Raw genomic sequence first — 20,343 nt, 5'->3', positions numbered from 1 at the left:
GGGTCACGGTGACAACAAAGGCTTGCACGGAGCTGACATGGCCAGAAGGTCGCGGGGAAAACGCCGCCAGCCCAGTTCAGGAGCGGCAAGTATGGAGAAAATTTAATCCCGGCACGGCCTGCGCGACCATGAACGCGCCGCGATCGGAGCGGATTCTGGCAATGGCTTCAATGACAAGCCTACCACGAAAGGAATTCGACATGTCCGTTCTTCATAAGACAGTGGCGGCGGGCCTGATTGCACTGACATTCGCCGGCGCTTCGCTGGCAACAGCCGATACCGCAAACGCCCGGCCGCACGATGCCTTCTGGGGCGGTGTTGCCGGCGGCGTCATCGGCGGCGTTGTAGGTGGAGCGATTGCCTCGCGTCCCGCTTACCCTGGACCCTACGCCTATTATCCACGGCCTTATGCCTATTATCCGGCCTATCCCGCATACCCTGCCTATTACGGTCCGCGCTTCTGCCATCCCGAATGGCGCTATGACCGTTGGGGCGAGTCCTATCGCATCGAGGTCTGCAGGCGCTGAAGGTCTTACCGGCGCCGCTTGACCTCCCGCCGGCGCCGGGCCATGCATCGCATGTTTCAGAGGGAGGATATGCGATGCCCGAACCACTCAAGAACCTTCTGCATCCGGCGCTCGTGCGCGCGATGGCGGAGATCATCGCCGCCGGCGCCCCTTCCTTCGACAGCGACCGGTTCACAGCACTCGCAACCGGTGGCATAGAATCGCTGGAGCTCATGGAGCGCGCAGCACTGATCCGCGACGCGCTTCTTGCGACCCTGCCCGAGAATTTCCCGCAAGCCGCGGCAATCCTTGGCGCGAGCCTGCCGGCCGCCGGCAAGGTTGGGCTGACCGGCTGGATGCTGCTGCCCGTCAACCGATTCATCGCCGCACGTGGCGTCGGCGATTTCGATATCGCGCTCGATCTTCTGAAAGCGCTGACGCCGCATTTCACCGCGGAGTTCGGTATCCGCCAGTTCATCCATCAGGATCAACCGCGCGCGCTGGCGACGATCACCCGCTGGGTCGACGATCCCAACCATCATGTGCGGCGGCTGGCGAGCGAAGGCACCCGCCCCCGCCTGCCCTGGGCGATGAGACTGCCGCAGCTGATCAAGGACCCTTCTCCCATCCTGCCGATTCTGACGGCGCTGATGGACGATCCCGAAGACTATGTTCGCCGTTCGGTGGCAAACAGCCTGAACGATATCGCCAAGGATCATCCCGATCTCGTCGCGGCCTTCATTGCCGAACATATCGAAGAGGCTTCCCCCGAACGCCGCTGGCTTCTCAAACACGCCTCCCGGACGCTGCTGAAGAAGGGTCATGCCCAGGCGCTCGCCAATTTCGGCTTCGGCGCGGCATCGGCTCTGGAATGCGAATTGCGATTGCCCAAGCCATCAGTGCTTTTCGGCGAAGGTCTGGATTTCGAAATCCGCTTGCGCAATGCCGGCAAGGCCTCTCAATCCCTGATGATCGACTATGCCATCCATCACGTGAAGGCTGACGGCTCCCTCTCCCCGAAGGTCTTCAAATGGAAAACCGTGACGCTTACAGCCGGTGAAGACCATGTCGTGCAGCGTCGCCACGCAATGCGGCCGATCACGACGCGGCGCTATTATCCCGGCGAACATCGCATCGCAATTCTCATCAACGGCACGGAGACGGCCACAGGAAGTTTCGTCCTTTCCATGCCTGCAGAGGTCGTTGTCGGCTGATCCTCTTGACTTCCGGCAGGAAATAGACCACATGGCGCTCAGCTTTCACCTTCCGGCCGCCGCGTGAGCGTGCCACTGCAACAGATGCTGAAGAAGGATAGAGCGCATTCTGATGATGCCGTGACCCAAGTGCGGCAAGACGCGCTGGAAAGCTTTTTCCAACTTACAAGTTCCCATTTCACGCGGGGTTCTTGACGCCAGATTGACACCGGACCGCATTCGGCGATCCGGCGTTTTCGTTTGGCGCGCCCTAAAAGGTTATGACTTGACCAATTTTGAATCGCTCGGTGTCTCCAAGCCGGTCGTCGCCACCCTGTTCCAACTCGGCATCGAAACGCCGACGCCTATTCAGGAACAGGCTATCCCCCTCCTCATCCAGGGCCGTGACCTGATCGGCCTTGCCCAGACCGGCACCGGCAAGACGGCCGCCTTCGGCCTGCCGCTCATCGAGCGCCTGCTCAAGGAAGAAAAGCGTCCGGACAACCGCTCGGTCCGCACGCTGATCCTGGCGCCGACCCGCGAACTGGTGAACCAGATCGCCGACAGTCTCAGAAAATTCATCCGCAAGTCGCCGCTGCGCATCAACGTCGTCGTCGGCGGCGTCTCCATCAACAAGCAGCAGCTTCAGCTCGAGCGCGGCTCCGACATCCTCGTTGCCACCCCCGGCCGCCTGCTCGATCTCTGCAACCGCAACGCCATCACCCTGACGGCCGTGCGCTATCTCGTGCTCGACGAAGCCGACCAGATGCTCGACCTCGGCTTCGTGCATGACCTGCGCAAGATCGCCAAGATGGTGCCGAAGCGCCGCCAGACCATGCTCTTCTCGGCCACCATGCCGAAGGCGATTGCCGATCTCGCCGGCGATTACCTCACCGATCCCGTCAAAGTGGAAGTGACGCCTCCGGGCAAGGCCGCCGACAAGGTCGAGCAGTATGTGCATTTCGTTCCCGGCAAGAACGACAAGACCGTTCTCTTGAAGAAGACGCTGACCGAAAACCCCGATGGCCGCTCCATCGTCTTCCTGCGCACCAAGCACGGCGCCGAAAAGCTCGCCAAGCATCTGGAACAGGTCGGCTACTCAGTCGCCTCCATCCACGGCAACAAGAGCCAGGGCCAGCGCGAACGCGCGCTGAAGGGCTTCCGCGACGGCGCCATCAAGACACTGATTGCGACCGACGTCGCCGCCCGCGGCATCGATATCCCCGCCGTCAGCCACGTCTTCAACTACGACCTGCCGGAAGTGCCCGACGCCTATGTCCACCGCATCGGCCGCACGGCGCGCGCCGGCCGCGACGGCATCGCTATTGCTTTCTGCACCCCGGACGAAGCACGCCTGCTGCGCGATATCGAAAAGCTGATGGGCATCAGCATCGCAGTTGCCAGCGGCGAACCCCCGGTTGACCTGCGCGCCGCCCCCCGCAGCAACAATCGCGGCCGTGGCGACCAAAGCCAGCAGCGCGGCCAGGGTGGTCGCGGTGAAGGCGGCCAGCGCGGTGGCGAGCGCCGTGAAGGCGGCCGCAGCGAGACCCGCAATGGCAACGGCCGTCCCGCCGGCCATGGTGATCGTCGCCCCCGCAACGAGGGCGAAGTCTCCGAAGTCCGTGGCGGCGAAGAGCGTCGTGCTCACCCCCATCGCAACAACCGCAACCAGGACTTCCGCGGCCAGCGCCGCAACGAACTGACGCCGGATACCGGCCCGGACAACGATCTGGCCTCGACTTCCGATTTCCGCCCGGCCCGCAATCAGCAGCAGCGTCCGGCCCAACCGGGTGAGGCAACCGGCCATCATCGCGGCAACAAGCAGCACGCCCACGGCCGCCCGGCGCGTAACCACGGCGACCAGCAGCAGAACGGCGAACAGCGCCGCGACGGCAATGGCGGCATGCGCCGCAAGGGCGGCCGCAATGGCGGCGGCCAGCGCCGCGAACGCGCATAAGTGTGAGATATCATGAGGGGCCGGAGTGATCCGGCCCTTTCCTTTGAGCATCATGGCGATCATCAGCACGGACAGAGTTTGATCCGTCGCCGGGGCAGGAAATAATCACCTGCTCATCTTTTGTGCGCCATGCCAGGATCGACATGAATCCGCGTCGCGCCAGCTCCTGATAAATGCCCAGTTTTTCACCCGTTTTTGCATTGCAGAAGATTTTATGAATCTTCCATGCGAACTGTGCATGGTTCTTGCATTGCCTTTTGTGTTGTATTCAAATGAACAAAAAAGGGGAGCCACACCTTTGGCATTTGATGAAATGATCACCGGAGACGAAAGTCCCCGAGCGCCATATGAAAAATACTTTGAGTGGTACAACAGCCAAGACCGGGCGCACCTGATTTCAAAGTCCCGCGATGCTGAAAACATCTTCCGGAAAACCGGCATCACTTTTGCGGTTTACGGCCACGCCGACAGTTCCGAAAAGCTCATCCCCTTCGACATCATCCCCCGCATCATCTCCGCCCGCGAATGGCGCAAGCTCGCTCAGGGTATCGAGCAGCGGGTGATCGCGCTCAACGCCTTCCTCGACGACATCTATCACAAGCAGGAAATCATCCGCGCCGGCCGCATCCCGCGCGAGCTGATCGAGAAGAACGACGCCTTCCTGCCCGAGATGATCGGCTTCCGCCCGCCGGGCGGCGTCTACACTCACATCGTCGGCACCGATATCGTGAGAACAGGCGAAGACCAGTTCTACGTGCTGGAGGATAATGCCCGTACACCCTCGGGCGTCAGCTACATGCTGGAAAATCGGGAAACCATGATGCAGATGTTCCCGGAACTCTTCCATGAGAACCGGGTGCAGCGCGTCGAAGACTATCCCTATCTGCTGCGCCAGAGCCTTGCTTCGCTGGCACCTCCCGGCTGCAAGGGCAAGCCGCGTGTCGCGGTCCTGACGCCCGGCATCTATAATTCCGCCTATTACGAACATTCCTTCCTCGCCGACACGATGGGTGTCGAGCTCGTCGAAGGCTCGGACCTGCGTGTCATCGACGGCAAGGTGAAGATGCGCACGACGCGCGGCTACGAGGCGATCGACGTGCTCTACCGCCGCGTCGACGACGATTTCCTCGACCCCCTCACCTTCCGTCCGGAATCCGCCCTCGGCATTCCCGGCATCATGGATGTCTACCGCTCAGGCAACATCACCATCGCCAATGCGCCCGGCACCGGTATTTCCGACGACAAGGCGATCTATTCCTACATGCCCGAGATCGTCGAGTTCTATACCGGCCGCAAGCCGATCCTCGAGAACGTGCCGACCTGGCGCTGCTCGGAAGCATCCAGCCTGAAATACGTGCTGGAGCATCTGGAAGAGCTGGTCGTCAAGGAAGTGCATGGCTCCGGCGGCTACGGCATGCTCGTCGGCCCGACCGCGTCCAAGAAGGAGCGTGCCGATTTCGCCGAGAAGCTGAAGGTCAAGCCCAGCAACTACATCGCCCAGCCGACGCTGTCGCTGTCCACTGTGCCGATCCTCGTCAACAAGGGTATCGCACCCCGCCATGTCGACCTGCGCCCCTATGTGCTGGTTTCCGACAAGGTGCAGATCATTCCGGGCGGGCTCACCCGCGTGGCGCTGAAGCAGGGCTCGCTGGTCGTCAATTCCAGCCAGGGCGGCGGCACCAAAGACACCTGGGTATTGGAGGACTGATGCTCGGAAGAACTGCAAACGGGCTCTACTGGATGTTCCGGTACATCGAGCGCGCTGAGAATATCGCACGTCTCGTGGATGCCGGCCTGCGCATGTCGCTGACACGCAGCGACGCCGGCGATGACAATTGGGACGGCGTTCTGCAGAGCGCCGGCGTGCGCGAACTCTACGACGAGAGCCATTCGAAGCTGACCGGACCCGACGTGATCGACTACATGCTGCGCGACCGCCAGAACGCGTCGAGCGTCATGTCCTGCATCGATTTCGGCCGCAACAACGCCCGCATGGTGCGCACGGCGCTGACACGCGAGACCTGGGAAGCGACCAACGAATGCTGGATCGATCTCAAGGAACTGCTGTCGAAAAAGCTGAAGGCGGCGGAGCTGCCTGAAGTCATCGACGTCATCAAGCATCGGGCGGGCCTCATCCGCGGCGCGTTTCATGGTTCGATGCTGCGCAACGAGCTCTATAATTTCGCCCGTATCGGCACCTTCATCGAGCGTGCCGATAATACCAGCCGTATCCTCGACGTGAAATATTACGTGCTGCTGCCTTCGATCTCGCAGGTCGGCTCTTCGGTCGACAACGTTCAGTGGGAGTCGATCCTGCGTTCGGTCTCCGCCCATCGTTCCTACAGCTGGGCCTATGACGGCGAATACCGCGCCATGAACATCGCCGACTTCCTCATCCTTAACGGCCAGATGCCGCGTTCGCTCGCCTATTGCTACGAGAAGATCGTCAGCAACCTCGGCTACATCGCCAAGGACTATGGCGAGCGGCTGGCCGCGCACGATACGGCGGATGCTATCCGCGCCACGCTGCAGACCCTGAAGATCAAGGATGTCATGGATCAGGGCCTGCATGAATTCCTCGAGGATTTCGTCGCGCGCAACAACAAGCTCGGCAACGAGATCTCCGATGGCTACCGGTTCTATGCTTAAGCGGGTCAGATCATGAGACTGAAAATCAGCCACCTCACCGAATACCGCTACGACGAGCCGGCGCAGTTTTCCCTGCAGCGCCTGCGCCTGACGCCGCCGACCATGGTCGGCCAGACCGTGATCAACTGGTCGCTGCATGTCGAAGGCGCCAAGCCAGAGGTCGAATATGACGACCAGTTCGGCAATCATGTGAACCTCGTCTCGCTGGAAGGCGAACAGCAGGTGACCCGCATCGTTGCCGAAGGCGAGATCGAAACCGAGGATCGCAACGGCGTGATCGGTCCCCATACCGGCTTCTGCCCGCTCTGGCTCTTCCTGCGCGAGACGCCGCTGACCAAAGGCGGCAGGCTGGTGAAGGAACTGATCAAAGGTGTGACCGGTGAAACCGAGCTTGCCCGCATGCATGCGCTGATGGCGGCGATCCACGAGGCGGTGAAATACAGGCCCGGCACCAGCGGCACCGAAACCACCGCCGAACAGGCGCTGGAGAAGAAGACCGGCGTCTGCCAGGACCACGCCCATATCTTCGTCTCCGCCGCTCGCGCACTGGATATGCCGGCGCGCTACGTCTCCGGCTATCTGATGATGGAAGAAAAGGTCGAGCAGGCCGCCACCCATGCCTGGGCAGAGGCGCATATTCCAGGCCTCGGCTGGGTCGGCTTCGATCCCGCCAACAAGATCTGCCCGGATGACCGCTATGTCCGCACAGCCTCCGGTCTTTCTTACAAGGATGCAGCTCCGGTATCGGGCATGCGCATCGGCACACCTGGTGAAAAGCTCTCGGTCACGGTGAAGGTCGAGGACGGCAGCCAGATGCAGAGCCAAAGCCAGAGCTGACAGAACAGGCTGATTTGCTGCGGCCGTCCCGCCTGTAGAAACACGCAAACAGCTCGGCTGAGCTTTCACGTGTCGCCACGCCATCATTGGCGGCCATCACGAAAAATGGGATGGCACCGGTTACCCCAACGGCCTTGCCGGCGATGAGATCCCGATCGAGGCACGCATCGTCGCCGTCGCCGATGTCTTCGACGCGCTGTGCTCTAAGCGCCCCTACAAGCAGGCTTGGCCGATGGAGAAGGCTTACCGCGAAATCGTCGCCTGCAGCGGCACGCATTTCGACCCGGCCTGCGTGGCGGCCTTCCGTCGCAATTGGCCGGCAATCCGCATGCTCTTTGCACATGGGGCCGAGGACGAGCGCCGCATGGCAGTCTCCAACGGCTAGATCCAGAATTTTCCGTGGATCGACATCGGCTCCCCGGCAGCAACTTGAGGCTCCGCTGTTAACCAGCCGCAAGGACCTGGAGATGGCCGCGTGCGCCGTAGTTGAGGATTGCCTGATCGGCCGTAAGTAACGGTACACGATGGAAACGGGCGGTGGCTGCGATGATGCGATCGGCAGGGTCGGCATGAAACTCACCAGGGAGCCGAACGCTGTCTATCGCGATGGAAGGTTCAATCGGCGCGAGTTGGAGTCCGGGCAGAGACAGCGCGCCATTGATCCATCGCCCGACATCGTCGCCAAGCGCCAAGCGTCCCTTCTGCACAAGCACCGCGATTTCCCAAGGTGTAATTGCCGAAATCAGAATTCGGCTTTTCTCCGTCATCTCGTCGATGATGCGCCGGGCTTGTGAGCCGAGGCGTGCATCGTCCTGCATTGCCCAGACGAGGATATGCGTGTCGATGACGATCAACGAACCGCGTTCCAATCCTCTGGTTCAGCGACCGGAGACAGCGGATCGTCATAGCGCGATACGCTGCCCTTCATCGCACCGATGATGCTCTTGCGCCTGCTTGGCTCACGTGCCGGCGAAAGCACGGCAACCGGCTTGCCGCGCTTAGTGATAACGATAGATTCATCGTCGTTCCGCATCTGATCGATAAGGTTCAAGCATTTCGCCTTGAACTCCGCCGCGCCGACCATTTTAGGCATGACCATATCTCCTATACATTTGTACAGAATATAGCGTCATTTCGTTGTCTAACAAGTGCAAAGAAAAGGCGGGGCTTTCACCCCGCCTCTTCAACGATCCCAATCTCGGATACGCCCGTTAGTGGCTGTCCTTGCCGACTGCACTTCCGCGACATCCCTTGAGGAAGTCGAGGTCGGCGCCGGTGTCGGCCCCTTCGACGTGCTGCTGATGCAGGAAGGCATAGCCCGATGTCGGCAGGTCATGGTTCGGCTGCCATTCGGCCAAGCGCTTTGTCAGTTCCTCTTCGGAAATGTCGAGATGCAGGCGGCGGTTCGGCACATCGAGCTCGATCATGTCGCCGTTCCTGACGACAGCGAGCGGGCCGCCGACAGCCGCTTCCGGCGAGGTATGCAGCACGACGGTGCCGTAGGCCGTACCGGACATGCGCGCATCGGAGATGCGCACCATGTCGGTAATGCCCTTCTTGAGCACCTTCGGCGGCAGACCCATGTTGCCGACTTCGGCCATGCCCGGATAACCCTTCGGGCCGCAGTTCTTCATGACCATGACGCAGTTTTCGTCGATATCGAGATTGTCGTCGTTGATCTTGGCCTTGTAGTCGTCGATGTCTTCGAAGACGACCGCTCTGCCCTTGTGCACCATCAGATGCGGCGAAGCTGCTGATGGCTTCAGCACCGCGCCCTTCGGCGCGAGATTGCCACGCACCACGACGATGCCGCCCGAGGAGGTCAGCGCCTTTTCGGCCGGCAGGATGACGTCCTCGTTCCAGTTGACGACATCCTTGACTTCGTCCCAGACGGTTTCGCCTGATACCGTCAGCGCATCCTTGTGCAGCAGGCCGGCTTCGCCGAGGCGCTTCAGCACGACCGGCAGGCCGCCGGCATAGAAGAACTCTTCCATCAGGTACTTGCCCGACGGCATCAGGTTGACGATCGTCGGAACATCACGGCCGCAACGGTCCCAGTCGTCGAGCGTCAGGTCGATGCCGACGCGGCCGGCAATCGCCAGCAGGTGGATGACGGCATTGGTCGATCCGCCGATCGCCGCATTGGTGCGGATGGCGTTTTCGAAGGCCTGCTTCGTCAGGATCTCGGAAGGCTTCAGGTCGTCCTTGACCATCTGCACGATGCGGCGGCCGGTGAGCTGCGCCATGACCTTGCGGCGGGAATCGACGCCCGGGATCGCGGCATTGCCGGACAGTGCCATGCCGAGCGCTTCGGCCATGGACGCCATGGTGGAGGCCGTGCCCATCGTGTTGCAGGTGCCGGATGAACGGCTCATCGAAGCTTCCGCCTCGAGGAATTCGGCCTGCGTCATCTCGCCGGCCTTCACCATTTCGGAGAACTTCCACAGATGCGTGCCGGAACCGACGCGTTCGCCGCGGAAATAGCCGTTCAGCATCGGGCCGCCGGTGACGACGATCGACGGCAGGTCGGTGGAGGCGGCACCCATCAACAGCGACGGCGTGGTCTTGTCGCAGCCGACGAGCAGCACGCAGCCGTCCATCGGCTGGCCGCGGATCGCTTCTTCGACGGCCAGAGCCGCCAGATTGCGGTACATCATCGCGGTCGGGCGGAAGGTATTTTCGGAGGCCGAGAAGACCGGTACCTCGAGCGGGAAGCCACCGGCTTCCCAGACACCCGCCTTCACCTTTTCTGCGAGCTCGCGCAGGTGGCCGTTGCACGGCGTCATGTCCGACCAGGTGTTGAGGATGCCGATAACAGGGCGTCCGTCGAACAGGTCGTGCGGATATCCCTGGTTCTTGAGCCAGCCGCGGTGGTAGATCACGTCGCGGCTCGTGCCGCCGTACCATTCCTGCGACCTCAGCTTACGCGGCCATTCTGCTTTCTTCTTCATAGTCTCTGTCCTTCAGGATATCCCCTGACCGCCTCGTACGATCAGGGTTATCGCGCTTGGTCTCAAGCCAGCGTGTAGGCGGTTTTGACGGTTGTGTAGAATTCGGCGGCGTACTTGCCCTGTTCGCGCGGGCCGTAGGACGAGCCCTTGCGGCCGCCGAAGGGGACGTGGAAATCAACGCCGGCGGTCGGCAGGTTGACCATCACCATGCCGGCCTCGGAATTGCGCTTGAAATGCGTCGCATGCTTGAGGCTGGTCGTGGCAATGCCTGAGGACAGGCCGAACGGCGTGTCGTTGGCGGTCGCCAGCGCCTCGTCGTAATCCTTCACGCGAATGAGGGACACGACCGGTCCGAAGATCTCTTCTCTGCTGATGCGCATCTGGTTGGTCGCTTCGGTAAAGAGCGTCGGCTGCAGATAGAAGCCGGGCGTGTCGCGCGAGATGAGTTCGCCGCCGAAGGCGAGCTTGGCGCCCTCGTCCTTACCGATCTTGATATAGTCGGTATCGGTCTGGAGCTGGCGGGCATCGACGACGGGGCCGATATGGGTGCCGGGCTTCATGGCATTGTCGACGACGATGGTCTTCAGCTTTTCGGTGAGTGCGGCAACGAACTTGTCGTGAATGCCCTCGGTGACGATCAGCCGCGACGAGGCGGTGCAGCGCTGACCGGTGGAGAAGAAGCCGGAATTGGCGGCGGCTTCGACAGCGACGGTGAGGTCGGCATCGTCGAGCACGACCATCGGGTTCTTGCCGCCCATTTCCAGCTGGAACTTGCGGTTATGCTCGATGGAGGAGGTAGCGACACGCCTGCCGGTGCCGGTCGAACCGGTGAAGGTGATGCCTGATATATCGGGGCTGTCGAGCATCGCCTGGCCGACGACCGAGCCCTTGCCCATGACGAGGTTCAAAACGCCCTTCGGCAGGCCGGCGCGATGCAGAATGTCGGCGATCGCCCAGGAACAGCCGGGAACCAGATCGGCCGGCTTGAAGACGACGGTGTTGCCGTAGCAGAGCGCCGGGGCGATCTTCCAGGCGGGAATAGCGATCGGGAAGTTCCAGGGCGTGATGATGCCGATGACGCCGAGCGGCTCGCGGGTGATCTCGACGCCGATGTTCGGACGCACCGACGGAATGACTTCGCCGGCAAGGCGCAGCGCTTCGCCTGCGAAGAATTCGAAGATCTGCGCGGCGCGGATGGTTTCGCCGATCGCTTCGGGCAGTGTCTTGCCCTCTTCGCGGGCGAGCAGAGCGCCGAGCTCGTCCTTGCGGGCCATGATCTCGTCGCCAGCCTTTTTCAGGATGACGTGGCGTTCCCAGATGCCGGAGCGCGACCAGGCCGGGAAAGCCGCTTTGGCAGCCGATATCGCCGCCTTGGCATCCTCGGCGCTCGCCTGGGCGTAGAGACCGACCACTTCGTTCGTATCGGACGGGTTGATGTTCTCGGCGGCATTTGTGCCGGTCCATTCGCCGGCAATGAGATTCTGATGGACGGTCATGGGCCTTGGAGCCTCCTCTATGACAAATGACCGGCCGCTTCGTGGCGACCGGCCTTGGAAATCAGAGCTGCTTGACGACGATCTCTTCTTCGGCCGCAACCTTCAGCGGATTGCGCAGCGGCAGACCGAATTCGGCGACCTCGATTTCAAAAACATCGCCCTCTTCCGCCTTGAGACCATCGGCAAAGGAAAGCGTCGCCGTACCGAACATATGTACATGCACATCACCCGGCACACGGAAGAGGCCATATTTGAAATGGTGATATTCCAGATTGGCGAAAGTGTGAGACATGTTCGCCTCGCCCGACAGGAACGGCTTCTCGAAGATCACATGGTTGCCGCGCTTGATGCGCGACGTGCCGCGGATATCCTCGGGCGCCACACCAATCCGGATCTCCGGACCGAAGCTTGCCGGGCGCAGCTTGGAATGGGCGAGGAAGAGATAGTTGATCCGCTCGGTGACGTGGTCTGAAAACTCGTTCGACAGCGCAAAGCCGATGCGGAACGGCGTGCCGTCCTTGGCGATCACGTAGATGCCGGCCATTTCAGGCTCTTCGCCGCCGTCAAGCGCAAAAGAAGGCGAAACGAGCGGAGCGCCCGGAGCAGCAGCACCATAGCCATTGCCCTTGTAGAACCACTCGGGCTGAACGCCCTTCTGGCCGGCGGCCGGCTTGCCGCCTTCAAGACCCATCCTGAACATCTTCATGGAGTCGGTCAGCGTTTCCTCTGCGGCCTCGGTCGTCTTCTTGTGCATGGAATCGCGCGTCGCAGCCGATCCCAGATGCGTCAGGCCCGTGCCGGTCAGATGCAGGTGTGCCGCATCCGGATGCGTGATCGGCGGCAGGAAGCGGCCTTCGGCGTAAGCCTTTTCCAGATCGACGGCATCGCCATATCCGTGAGCCTCGATAACGGAAACGAGGGACTTGCCGCTGTCTGCGGCCTCCAGCGCCAGAGCATAGACGCTGGCAGCGCCCTTGACGGCCTTGGCGGTGGCACCCGGTTCGCGCACGGCGACGATGATCTCTCCGTTTGCGCCCTTGATCTGCGAAATAAGCACGGTCCTAATCCTTTCGTTTGGCGATGGCAAAGCTCCGCCGCTCCGGCTCCATCCGGAGCCGGAATTCAGTTGTCATATGACTGCGATGCGGGGGCCGAGCCTAAGCTCAGCCCTTGTTCTTATTATAGACGTCGAAGAAGACGGCAGCGAGAAGCACCGCACCCTTGACCATCTGCTGGAAGTCGATGCCGAGACCGACGATCGACATGCCGTTGTTCATGACGCCCATGATGAATGCGCCGATAACTGCACCGGTGATCTTGCCGACGCCACCCGAAGCCGACGCGCCGCCGATGAAGCAGGCCGCAATGACGTCGAGCTCGAAACCGACACCGGCCTTCGGCGTTGCCGAGTTCAGGCGCAGCGCAACGATCATGCCGGCGAGACCCGCAAGCACACCCATGTTGACGAAGGTGAAGAAGCTCAGGCGTTCGGTGTTGATACCGGAAAGCTTGGTCGCCTTTTCGTTGCCGCCCATAGCGTAGATGCGGCGGCCGATCGTCGTACGGCGCGTGACGAAGCTATAGGCAGCGATCAGCACCAGCATGACGATGAGAACGTTCGGCAGGCCCTTGTAGGTCGACAGCAGCCAGCCGAGCCAGAGGATGGCGAACGAGATGAGGAGGTTCTGGCCAATGAAGAAGCCCATCGGCTCGACATCGATGCCATGGCTTTCGTTCACCTTGCGGCGGCGCCAGGCGAGGTAGAAGAGAATGACCGGCATGATGACGGTCAGGACCAGCGAGGTGAGCTGGGTCGGAACGCCGAAGATGTCGATCATGTCGCCCGGCAGGAAGCCGGTGCTGATGACCTGGAATTCCTTCGGGAACGGGCCGATATTCTTACCGCCGAGAACGGTGAGCGTCAGGCCGCGGAAAACCAGCATGCCGGCAAGCGTCACGATGAAGGACGGAATGCGGTGATAGGCGATGAAATAGCCCTGTGCCGCGCCGATGAAGCCGCCGATGATCAGGCAGAGCAGACCCGCCAGCCAGAAATTCATGCCCCAGGAAACGGTGAAGATGGCCGCCAGCGCGCCGACGAAGGCAACGATGGAGCCGACCGACAGGTCGATATGCCCAGCAACGATCACCAGCAGCATGCCGAGCGCCATGATGATGATGAAGGAGTTCTGCAGCACGAGGTTCGTCAGATTGACCGGCTTGAACAGGATACCGCCAGTGTAGAACTGGAAGAATGCCATGATTGCGACGAGCGCGATCAGCATGCCGTATTCGCGGATGTTGCCGCGGATATAGTCGGCAATCGAAACGACGTTGCTTTCCTCTGATGTTGTCGGGTTGACAGGAGTCATTGTTTCTTCTCCCCTGAGCGCATGATAGCGCGCATGATGGTTTCCTGGCTTGCTTCTCCTTTCGGCAGTTCGGCGACGATGCGTCCTTCGTTCATCACGTAGATGCGGTCACATGTGCCAAGCAGTTCGGGCATTTCTGACGAGATCATCAGAACGCCCTTTCCATCGGCGGCAAGCTGGTTGATGATAGTGTAGATTTCGTATTTTGCGCCAACGTCGATACCACGTGTGGGCTCGTCCAGGATCAAAACATCGGGATCAGAGAACAGCCACTTCGACAGCACGACCTTTTGCTGGTTGCCGCCCGAAAGATTGACCGTTTCCTGGAAGATGCCCGATGACCGGATGCGCAGCTTCGAGCGATAATCCGTCGCGACCTTCATCTCCTTGATGTCGTCGATGACGGTATTTTTCGAAATGCCGAGCAGATTGGCGAGCGTGGTGTTGTGCAGGATGTTGTCGTTCAGCACGAGGCCGAGATGTTTGCGGTCTTCCGTCACATAGGCGAGACCGGCGTCGATCGCCTTGCGGACCGTCGACGTATCGACCTTCTTGCCGTCGACGAAAACTTCGCCGCTGACCTTATGGCCGTAAGACTTGCCGAAAACGCTCATGGCGAATTCGGTACGGCCGGCGCCCATCAGGCCGGCAATGCCGACGACTTCGCCCTTGCGGACATTCACGTTGATATCGTGCAGGACCTGGCGGTCGCGATGCTGCTGATGGAAGGCGTTCCAGTTCCTGACTTCGAAGATCGTCTCGCCCACCGGCACGGAGCGCGGCGGGTAACGGTCGGCGAGGTCACGGCCCACCATGTTCTTGATGATGATGTCTTCGCTGATCTCGTCCTTATGACAGTCGAGCGTCTTGACGGTCATGCCGTCGCGCAGGACCGTGATCTGGTCGGCGACCTTGCGGATCTCGTTCAGCTTGTGGGAAATGATGATCGAGGTGATGCCCTGCCTGCGGAATTCCATCAGCAGGTTGAGGAGCGCGTCTGAATCGTTTTCGTTCAGCGATGCCGTCGGCTCGTCGAGGATGAGCAGCTTGACGCTCTTCGACAGCGCCTTGGCGATCTCGACGAGCTGCTGCTTGCCGACGCCGATGTCGGTCACGAGCGTGTTCGGAGATTCGCGTAAGCCCACCTTGGCCAGAAGCTGCTTGGTGCGATTGTATGTCTCTTCCCAGCTGATGACGCCTTTCTTGGCGTTTTCATTACCGAGGAAGATGTTTTCGCCGATCGACAGGAGCGGTACGAGCGCCAGTTCCTGATGGATGATGACGATGCCGATTTCTTCCGAATCCTTCAGGACCTTGAAATTGCGCACATCGCCTTCATAAACGATGTCGCCTTCATAGCTTCCTGCCGGATAGACGCCGGAGAGCACTTTCATCAGGGTCGACTTGCCGGCCCCGTTTTCGCCCACCAATGCGTGGATCTCACCCTGGCGAACCCTGAGGTTCACATTCTCGAGCGCCTTCACGCCCGGGAACGTCTTGGTGATGTTCCGCATTTCGAGGATTGTATTTTCCATGACTAAAAACCCAACGCCGCGACCGAAAATGGCCCGACGATCATAGAATCGAAGACCGGAACCCGCAATCACGCGGGTCCCGGCCATTCATAATTACTTCAGCTGGTCTTCGGTGTAGTAACCGCCGTCGACGAGGATCTGCTTGTAGTTGGTCTTGTCGACGGCAACCGGCTTCAGCAGATAGGACGGAACGACCTTGACGCCGTTGTCGTAGGTCTTCGTGTCGTTGACTTCAGGCTCCTTGCCGGACATGACTGCGTCAACCATCTGAACGGTGACCTTTGCGAGGTCGCGCGTGTCCTTGAAGATCGTCGAGTACTGTTCGCCGGCGATGATCGACTTGACAGACGGAACTTCGGCGTCCTGGCCGGAGACGACCGGCAACGGCTGGTCAGCCGTACCGTAGCCGACGCCCTTCAGCGACGAGATGATGCCGATCGACAGACCGTCATATGGAGACAGGACAGCGTCAACCTTGGCGTCGGTGTAGTTGGCCGAGAGCAGGTTGTCCATGCGGGCCTGGGCCGTTGCCGCGTCCCAACGCAGCGTGCCGACCTTGTCCATGCCGGTCTGGCCGGACTTCACGACGAGCTTGCCGCTGTCGATGTAGGGCTGCAGGACAGACATTGCGCCGTCGTAGAAGAAGAAGGCGTTGTTGTCGTCAGGCGAGCCGCCGAAGAGTTCGATGTTGAACGGACCCTTGCCGTCCTTGAGGCCGAGCTTGTCGACGATCGTGCCAGCCTGGAGAACGCCAACCTGGAAGTTGTCGAAGGTGGCGTAGTAGTCGACGTTGGCAGAGTCGCGGATCAGGCGGTCATAGGCAATGACCTTGATGCCAGCATCGTGAGCCTTCTGGAGAACGTCCGAAAGGGTCGTGCCGTCGATCGAAGCGATGACGAGAACCTTGGCGCCCTTCGTGACCATGTTTTCGATCTGCGAAAGCTGGTTCGGGATATCGTCGTCAGCATACTGCAGGTCGGTCTGGTAACCAGCGGCCTGGAGCTGCTTGACGATGTTGTTGCCGTCGTCGATCCAGCGAGCCGAGGACTTCGTCGGCATTGCGATGCCGACCAGACCCTTGTCCTGCGCCAATGCCGGCATAACGAACGATGCGACGCCGAAGGCAGCCGCAGCCATCAATGAGATAATGGATTTCATTTCTCTCTCCCTTGTTAAAGATTCGCGGACGAAAAATCGCCCGCCCCGAAACTGTGGCAGGTTCCGTATTGGATAGTTACTTCAGATGGTGAGAAACGAAGTAGGTCTCCTCCACGATCTCACACGTGTTGAGTGCCAACCAGCACACGGCGGCAAACTGGTATGGATTCCTATAACTGTCAAATAGAATAACTGGTAATATGCATAACAAATTTGGTATATCGTTAAAAAGTATTACTTTTGATGGAATGCCGTGGGGAGGCCGCAACCATGACGATTATCTCTGAGCCATTTTCGTTGGAACATGTCGATATTAACAGCGACAATTTTGGCGATGATGGCCATTTGCGGGCGGGACTTAAGCTGAATCACCTGCGTATGATTGTCGCAATCGAAGATAGCGGGCAGATTTCGGCCGCCGCCGAGGTGCTGAACATCTCCCAGCCCGCAGCATCGCGAATGCTGTCCGATCTGGAATCGATCGTGAAGGCCCCGCTCTATGAGCGGGTAGCCCGCGGCGTGGTGCTCACCACCTTCGGAGAGGCCCTCGCCAGACGTGCGCGCAAGATCCTCCTGGAGCTTCGGGAGGCGAGCCGCGAGATCGGCGAGTTGAAGAGCGGCAAGGGCGGCTCGGTCTTCATCGGCGCCGTCACCGCACCCGCCATGAGCCTCGTCGTCCCCGCCATCAACACAGTGCGCAAGACCTTCCCGGGCATCGAGGTCAACATCCAGGTCGAGACCAGCAACGTGCTGGCGCGCGAGCTTCTTGCCGCCCGCCACGACTTCATCATCAGCCGCATCCCCGATGACCTCAACCCACGTCTCTTCGAGGTTCGCGAGATCGGCATCGAGAGGGCCTGCCTGATCGTGCGCAGCAGCCACCCCCTATTGAAGAAGAGTAAACCGAGCAGCCTCACAGAGATCAGGGATTACGACTGGGTGTTCCAGCCGCCCGGCACGCTGCTGCGCCGCACGATCGAGGACATCTTCCTGTCGCGCGCCGTTCAACTTCCGGAAAACGTCGTCAACACGTCCTCGCTGCTTTTGACCTGCGCAATGATCTGCGCGACGGATGCGATCGCGCCCGTTGCCATCGACGTCGCCCAGTTTCTCTCCTCGCAGAGTTCGAACGCATCTGACGTCCGCATCCTGCCGATCGACTTCGAGATCAACGTCAAGCCCTACAGCATGATCACCGTGCGTGAGCGCGCGCTGCCGCCGAGCGCCCGCCTGCTCTACGATCTCATTCTGGAAGAAAGCATCCGGCAGGCCGAGGGCTAGGGCCGAGCCTTTCCTGGTTTTCGTACTATGTGAATCGCTGACCTAGCGATACCTCGAAGGTCGGGAGACAGTCCGGAAACTGCGACCGTTACGGCAACCTTCTGGAAACGCCTGGGTAGTCCAGTACGATGCCGTCACCATCGACCTCAAGTTCGGCGGAAAAGGCGGTTGATAGGCCTTCATAGAGAAAGCGGTTCTCGGCAAGTTTGGTATATCGCTGCTGAACAGGTTCGACGATCAGGTTTGGCAAGGAAACATACGCAACGCTGATCTCCTCGGGGACACGCGGTTTTTGCTTTAGCCGTCGAATTGGCAGGGTGTTGGTAAAGGGTGTCGCTGCAATATCGACATCCATGCACCCGGCCAAATCGGAAATCTCCGAGCCATCCCCGTTGACCCAACGACCGCAGCCGTCAGATAAAATGTGAAGGCGTGGGCCATTGGCGATCTGGACCCTGACATCGCGCACCAGCCAATGCGGGTCTATCACCAAGCGGTAAGTTAGGGCGTATTTGCTTGCTTCGAAGTGTCCGGTCACAACACCTTCCGCAAGCACGCCCTCGTGATTGTGGACGATGGAAAGAGTTTCAAGTCCATCTCCATTCCAATCGGTCCATTGCACTGTCCGCTTCCAACCTGTCATCCACACCCCATTTTCTCATTCGCATATGCTGTCTCTGCCGCGCCACCCGGCTCCGGAGAGATCCCGTGATCCTGCCTCGAATCCAGCCCGGCGCCAAGTTGGCGCCGTCTAATGCGCCGCTCGAAAAGGAAGGCGCATGCTGTTCGGACAATCGATATTCCAATCCGTTCTCGAACGACTGCAAGAGGAAGACGCCGGTGAAGCGGAAGAGCCGGCCGCCCGTCGCGTTTCCGGCTTCACCACCGGCCTCGCTTTCGATGTGATGGAAGGTGTGTCGGCGGCCTCGCAGCGGGTCGGCGAAGCCTATTTCGACAATCTCGGTCCGGAGCCCGCGATCGAGGCGCCTCCCCCGCCCGAACCCGCCATGCCCGCGCATCTGGCCCGCATTGCACCGGAAGAGATTGCCGCTGAACTTGCGATCTCATCTGCCGATACGCAGCACACACTGAACGAGAAGCGGCGCGCCTTCGCCAAGGCCAATCATCCCGACGGCGTGGCGCAACCTTTCCGCAACAATGCCAACAGACGCATGACGATCGCCAACCTGCTGATCGACGAGGCGATGCGCCGACTGCCGCGCATATGAAGCCTCCCCCTCTGCCGCCGACTGGCGTTTTCGCGGTTGTTCAAGCCGCCTTTGCGGCGGATCAGACGACCCGGCCTGATAGCGTCAGGTTGAAATTTTCGCCTTCTGATAGCAGATAGTTCACCGACTTTTGGCGCCGGCGACAGCGCAATTTTACAGAACAATAGACCATGTCCCTACGCCCTTTTCGGTAGGCCATAGCGCTATTTAGCGAAATTGAACGAAATACAACCTCTTGTAACATAGGCCGGTGCAAATGTTTTCAGAGGACACCCAACATGTCATCCACAGAAGACCCGAAGCTGCCCCGCAATACCGCGCGCAGACATTTTCTAGGTGTTGCCGCTGCCGTCAGTGCCAGGCTCGCCGGCGCGGCAGCCGTGGCCACGGCAATTTCCGCATCCCCAGCAAGTGCGTTGGGGCGGCTTTGGGGACGGGGCGGCTCCGGTGGCCATGGCGGTTCCGGTGGTCACGGGGGCTCCGGTGGAGGCGGCAGCTCCGGTGGGGGCGGTGGTTCTGGCGTCGGCGCAAATTGTTTCCTGCGCGGAACGGCGATCCTCACGGATTGCGGTGAAAAGCCCGTCGAGGATCTGCGCGTCGGCGACCGCGTTGCCCTTCCTGATGGCAATGCCCGTGCGATCAAATGGGTCGGCCGCCAGGCCTTCAGGAAGAGCGGTGCGCGCTGGCATGAAAGCGTCGTGCCGATCCGTGTATCCCGCCATGCGCTGGGCAGCCGCACGCCACATTCCGATCTCTACCTGTCGCCAGGGCATGCGCTGTTTCTGAACGGTGCTCTGATCCGCGTGAAGGACCTCGTGAACGGCACGACCATTGCACCGGTCATTCCGGCCGACGACGCCTCGGTCGAATACTATGCCGTGCTGCTCGATACGCATGAAGTCATCCTTGCAGAAGGGGCAGCGGCCGAGAGCTTCCGCGTCGTGAAGAACAACCACGAAGACTTCCCCAATTTTGCAGAATACAGGCGCCTCCATGACGAGGACCCCGCCGACATGACATCTTATGCGCCGATGTTGAGCGGCGGCTGGCAGCATCTGAAAGCGCTTCTCCTGCTCGGCGTTTCGCCGCTGGTGCCGATGCGCGATCCGTTTGGCGATGCCTGCGAAAAGATCGACGCGCAAGCCAGGGAACTGTCGCTCTGACGGGACGGACATGCGC

General features: G+C 60.5%; 18 protein-coding genes and 1 pseudogene. 10 read left to right on the top strand and 9 right to left on the bottom strand.

Annotation, left to right across the window (positions count from 1 at the left end; genetic code table 11):
* Positions 1–200 precede the first annotated feature (200 nt).
* From FHT87_RS15495 to FHT87_RS15465, 7 genes and pseudogenes are all read left to right on the top strand, one after another.
* Positions 201–527, top strand: coding sequence for a hypothetical protein (locus tag FHT87_RS15495; protein WP_183731936.1), 327 nt, complete (start codon positions 201–203; stop codon positions 525–527).
* A gap of 74 nt (positions 528–601) precedes the next feature.
* Positions 602–1,720: a DNA alkylation repair protein gene (locus tag FHT87_RS15490; RefSeq protein WP_183803088.1), complete on the top strand. Its 1,119-nt coding sequence runs from the start codon at positions 602–604 to the stop codon at positions 1,718–1,720.
* A gap of 217 nt (positions 1,721–1,937) precedes the next feature.
* Positions 1,938–3,656 carry a DEAD/DEAH box helicase gene (locus FHT87_RS15485; protein ID WP_183803986.1) on the top strand — a complete coding sequence of 573 codons (1,719 nt, stop codon included), beginning with the start codon at positions 1,938–1,940 and terminating at the stop codon, positions 3,654–3,656.
* 298 nt (positions 3,657–3,954) lie between these two features.
* A complete protein-coding gene (locus tag FHT87_RS15480) occupies positions 3,955–5,364 on the top strand; it encodes a circularly permuted type 2 ATP-grasp protein (RefSeq protein WP_183731942.1) in 1,410 nt (469 codons plus the stop codon).
* Entirely contained in the window at positions 5,364–6,305 is a 942-nt protein-coding gene (locus FHT87_RS15475; RefSeq protein ID WP_183731947.1) for an alpha-E domain-containing protein, read from the top strand. Before FHT87_RS15480 ends, FHT87_RS15475 begins: the two co-directional genes overlap by 1 nt.
* A gap of 12 nt (positions 6,306–6,317) precedes the next feature.
* Entirely contained in the window at positions 6,318–7,142 is an 825-nt protein-coding gene (locus tag FHT87_RS15470) for a transglutaminase family protein (RefSeq protein ID WP_183803085.1), read from the top strand.
* A gap of 44 nt (positions 7,143–7,186) precedes the next feature.
* A pseudogene (locus FHT87_RS15465) lies at positions 7,187–7,527 on the top strand (HD domain-containing phosphohydrolase); the annotation flags it as partial.
* A gap of 58 nt (positions 7,528–7,585) precedes the next feature.
* Here the strand turns inward: FHT87_RS15465 and FHT87_RS15460 are convergent.
* From FHT87_RS15460 to chvE, 8 genes are all read right to left on the bottom strand, one after another.
* A complete protein-coding gene (locus FHT87_RS15460) occupies positions 7,586–7,996 on the bottom strand; it encodes a type II toxin-antitoxin system VapC family toxin (RefSeq protein WP_183731954.1) in 411 nt (136 codons plus the stop codon).
* Positions 7,993–8,235, bottom strand: a complete 243-nt coding sequence (locus FHT87_RS15455; RefSeq protein ID WP_183731957.1) for a type II toxin-antitoxin system prevent-host-death family antitoxin — start codon at positions 8,233–8,235, stop codon at positions 7,993–7,995. The genes FHT87_RS15460 and FHT87_RS15455 overlap by 4 nt, the downstream gene beginning before the upstream one ends.
* A 118-nt stretch (positions 8,236–8,353) precedes the next feature.
* Positions 8,354–10,093: an L-arabinonate dehydratase gene (gene araD / locus FHT87_RS15450; RefSeq protein ID WP_183731960.1), complete on the bottom strand. Its 1,740-nt coding sequence runs from the start codon at positions 10,091–10,093 to the stop codon at positions 8,354–8,356.
* A 62-nt stretch (positions 10,094–10,155) separates the two neighbouring features.
* Positions 10,156–11,589 carry an aldehyde dehydrogenase family protein gene (locus FHT87_RS15445; protein WP_183731963.1) on the bottom strand — a complete coding sequence of 478 codons (1,434 nt, stop codon included), beginning with the start codon at positions 11,587–11,589 and terminating at the stop codon, positions 10,156–10,158.
* Positions 11,590–11,650: 61 nt separating this feature from the next.
* Positions 11,651–12,646: an AraD1 family protein gene (gene araD1, locus FHT87_RS15440; protein ID WP_183731966.1), complete on the bottom strand. Its 996-nt coding sequence runs from the start codon at positions 12,644–12,646 to the stop codon at positions 11,651–11,653.
* 106 nt (positions 12,647–12,752) lie between these two features.
* Positions 12,753–13,961, bottom strand: coding sequence for a multiple monosaccharide ABC transporter permease (gene mmsB / locus FHT87_RS15435; protein WP_183731967.1), 1,209 nt, complete (start codon positions 13,959–13,961; stop codon positions 12,753–12,755).
* On the bottom strand, positions 13,958–15,496 hold the full coding sequence (mmsA, locus tag FHT87_RS15430; RefSeq protein WP_183731970.1) for a multiple monosaccharide ABC transporter ATP-binding protein: 1,539 nt from the start codon (positions 15,494–15,496) through the stop codon (positions 13,958–13,960). The genes mmsB and mmsA overlap by 4 nt, the downstream gene beginning before the upstream one ends.
* 93 nt (positions 15,497–15,589) lie before the next feature.
* Positions 15,590–16,654 carry a multiple monosaccharide ABC transporter substrate-binding protein gene (gene chvE, locus FHT87_RS15425; RefSeq protein ID WP_183731973.1) on the bottom strand — a complete coding sequence of 355 codons (1,065 nt, stop codon included), beginning with the start codon at positions 16,652–16,654 and terminating at the stop codon, positions 15,590–15,592.
* Positions 16,655–16,924: 270 nt separating this feature from the next.
* Between chvE and FHT87_RS15420 the strand changes: the two genes are divergently transcribed.
* Positions 16,925–17,935, top strand: a complete 1,011-nt coding sequence (locus FHT87_RS15420) for a LysR family transcriptional regulator (protein ID WP_183803083.1) — start codon at positions 16,925–16,927, stop codon at positions 17,933–17,935.
* An 88-nt stretch (positions 17,936–18,023) separates the two neighbouring features.
* Here FHT87_RS15420 and FHT87_RS15415 read toward each other — a convergent pair whose 3' ends face one another.
* Complete coding sequence (locus FHT87_RS15415) at positions 18,024–18,557, bottom strand: putative glycolipid-binding domain-containing protein (protein WP_348649370.1); 534 nt, start codon at positions 18,555–18,557, stop codon at positions 18,024–18,026.
* A 157-nt stretch (positions 18,558–18,714) separates the two neighbouring features.
* Between FHT87_RS15415 and FHT87_RS15410 the strand changes: the two genes are divergently transcribed.
* Together FHT87_RS15410 and FHT87_RS15405 are read left to right on the top strand one after the other, a co-directional pair.
* Positions 18,715–19,164, top strand: coding sequence for a hypothetical protein (locus FHT87_RS15410; RefSeq protein ID WP_183803077.1), 450 nt, complete (start codon positions 18,715–18,717; stop codon positions 19,162–19,164).
* Positions 19,165–19,442: 278 nt separating this feature from the next.
* A complete protein-coding gene (locus FHT87_RS15405) occupies positions 19,443–20,327 on the top strand; it encodes a Hint domain-containing protein (protein WP_183803074.1) in 885 nt (294 codons plus the stop codon).
* Positions 20,328–20,343: the final 16 nt, after the last annotated feature.

Source organism: Rhizobium sp. BK316 (genome assembly GCF_014193695.1).
In the GTDB taxonomy this organism is placed as follows: Bacteria; Pseudomonadota; Alphaproteobacteria; order Rhizobiales; family Rhizobiaceae; genus Rhizobium.
This window is presented reverse-complemented; position numbering and strand designations above follow the sequence as displayed.

Excerpts from the sequence above, each read along its gene's own strand:
- FHT87_RS15455 (WP_183731957.1), bottom strand. The coding sequence starts at position 8,235 with ATGCCTAAAATGGTCGGCGCGGCGGAGTTCAAGGCGAAATGCTTGAAC.
- FHT87_RS15405 (WP_183803074.1), top strand. The coding sequence starts at position 19,443 with ATGTCATCCACAGAAGACCCGAAGCTGCCCCGCAATACCGCGCGCAGA.
- FHT87_RS15495 (WP_183731936.1), top strand. The coding sequence starts at position 201 with ATGTCCGTTCTTCATAAGACAGTGGCGGCGGGCCTGATTGCACTGACA.
- mmsA (WP_183731970.1), bottom strand. The coding sequence starts at position 15,496 with ATGGAAAATACAATCCTCGAAATGCGGAACATCACCAAGACGTTCCCG.
- araD (WP_183731960.1), bottom strand. The coding sequence starts at position 10,093 with ATGAAGAAGAAAGCAGAATGGCCGCGTAAGCTGAGGTCGCAGGAATGG.
- FHT87_RS15410 (WP_183803077.1), top strand. The coding sequence starts at position 18,715 with ATGCTGTTCGGACAATCGATATTCCAATCCGTTCTCGAACGACTGCAA.
- FHT87_RS15490 (WP_183803088.1), top strand. The coding sequence starts at position 602 with ATGCCCGAACCACTCAAGAACCTTCTGCATCCGGCGCTCGTGCGCGCG.
- mmsB (WP_183731967.1), bottom strand. The coding sequence starts at position 13,961 with ATGACTCCTGTCAACCCGACAACATCAGAGGAAAGCAACGTCGTTTCG.
- FHT87_RS15445 (WP_183731963.1), bottom strand. The coding sequence starts at position 11,589 with ATGACCGTCCATCAGAATCTCATTGCCGGCGAATGGACCGGCACAAAT.
- FHT87_RS15420 (WP_183803083.1), top strand. The coding sequence starts at position 16,925 with ATGACGATTATCTCTGAGCCATTTTCGTTGGAACATGTCGATATTAAC.
- FHT87_RS15475 (WP_183731947.1), top strand. The coding sequence starts at position 5,364 with ATGCTCGGAAGAACTGCAAACGGGCTCTACTGGATGTTCCGGTACATC.
- FHT87_RS15470 (WP_183803085.1), top strand. The coding sequence starts at position 6,318 with ATGAGACTGAAAATCAGCCACCTCACCGAATACCGCTACGACGAGCCG.
- chvE (WP_183731973.1), bottom strand. The coding sequence starts at position 16,654 with ATGAAATCCATTATCTCATTGATGGCTGCGGCTGCCTTCGGCGTCGCA.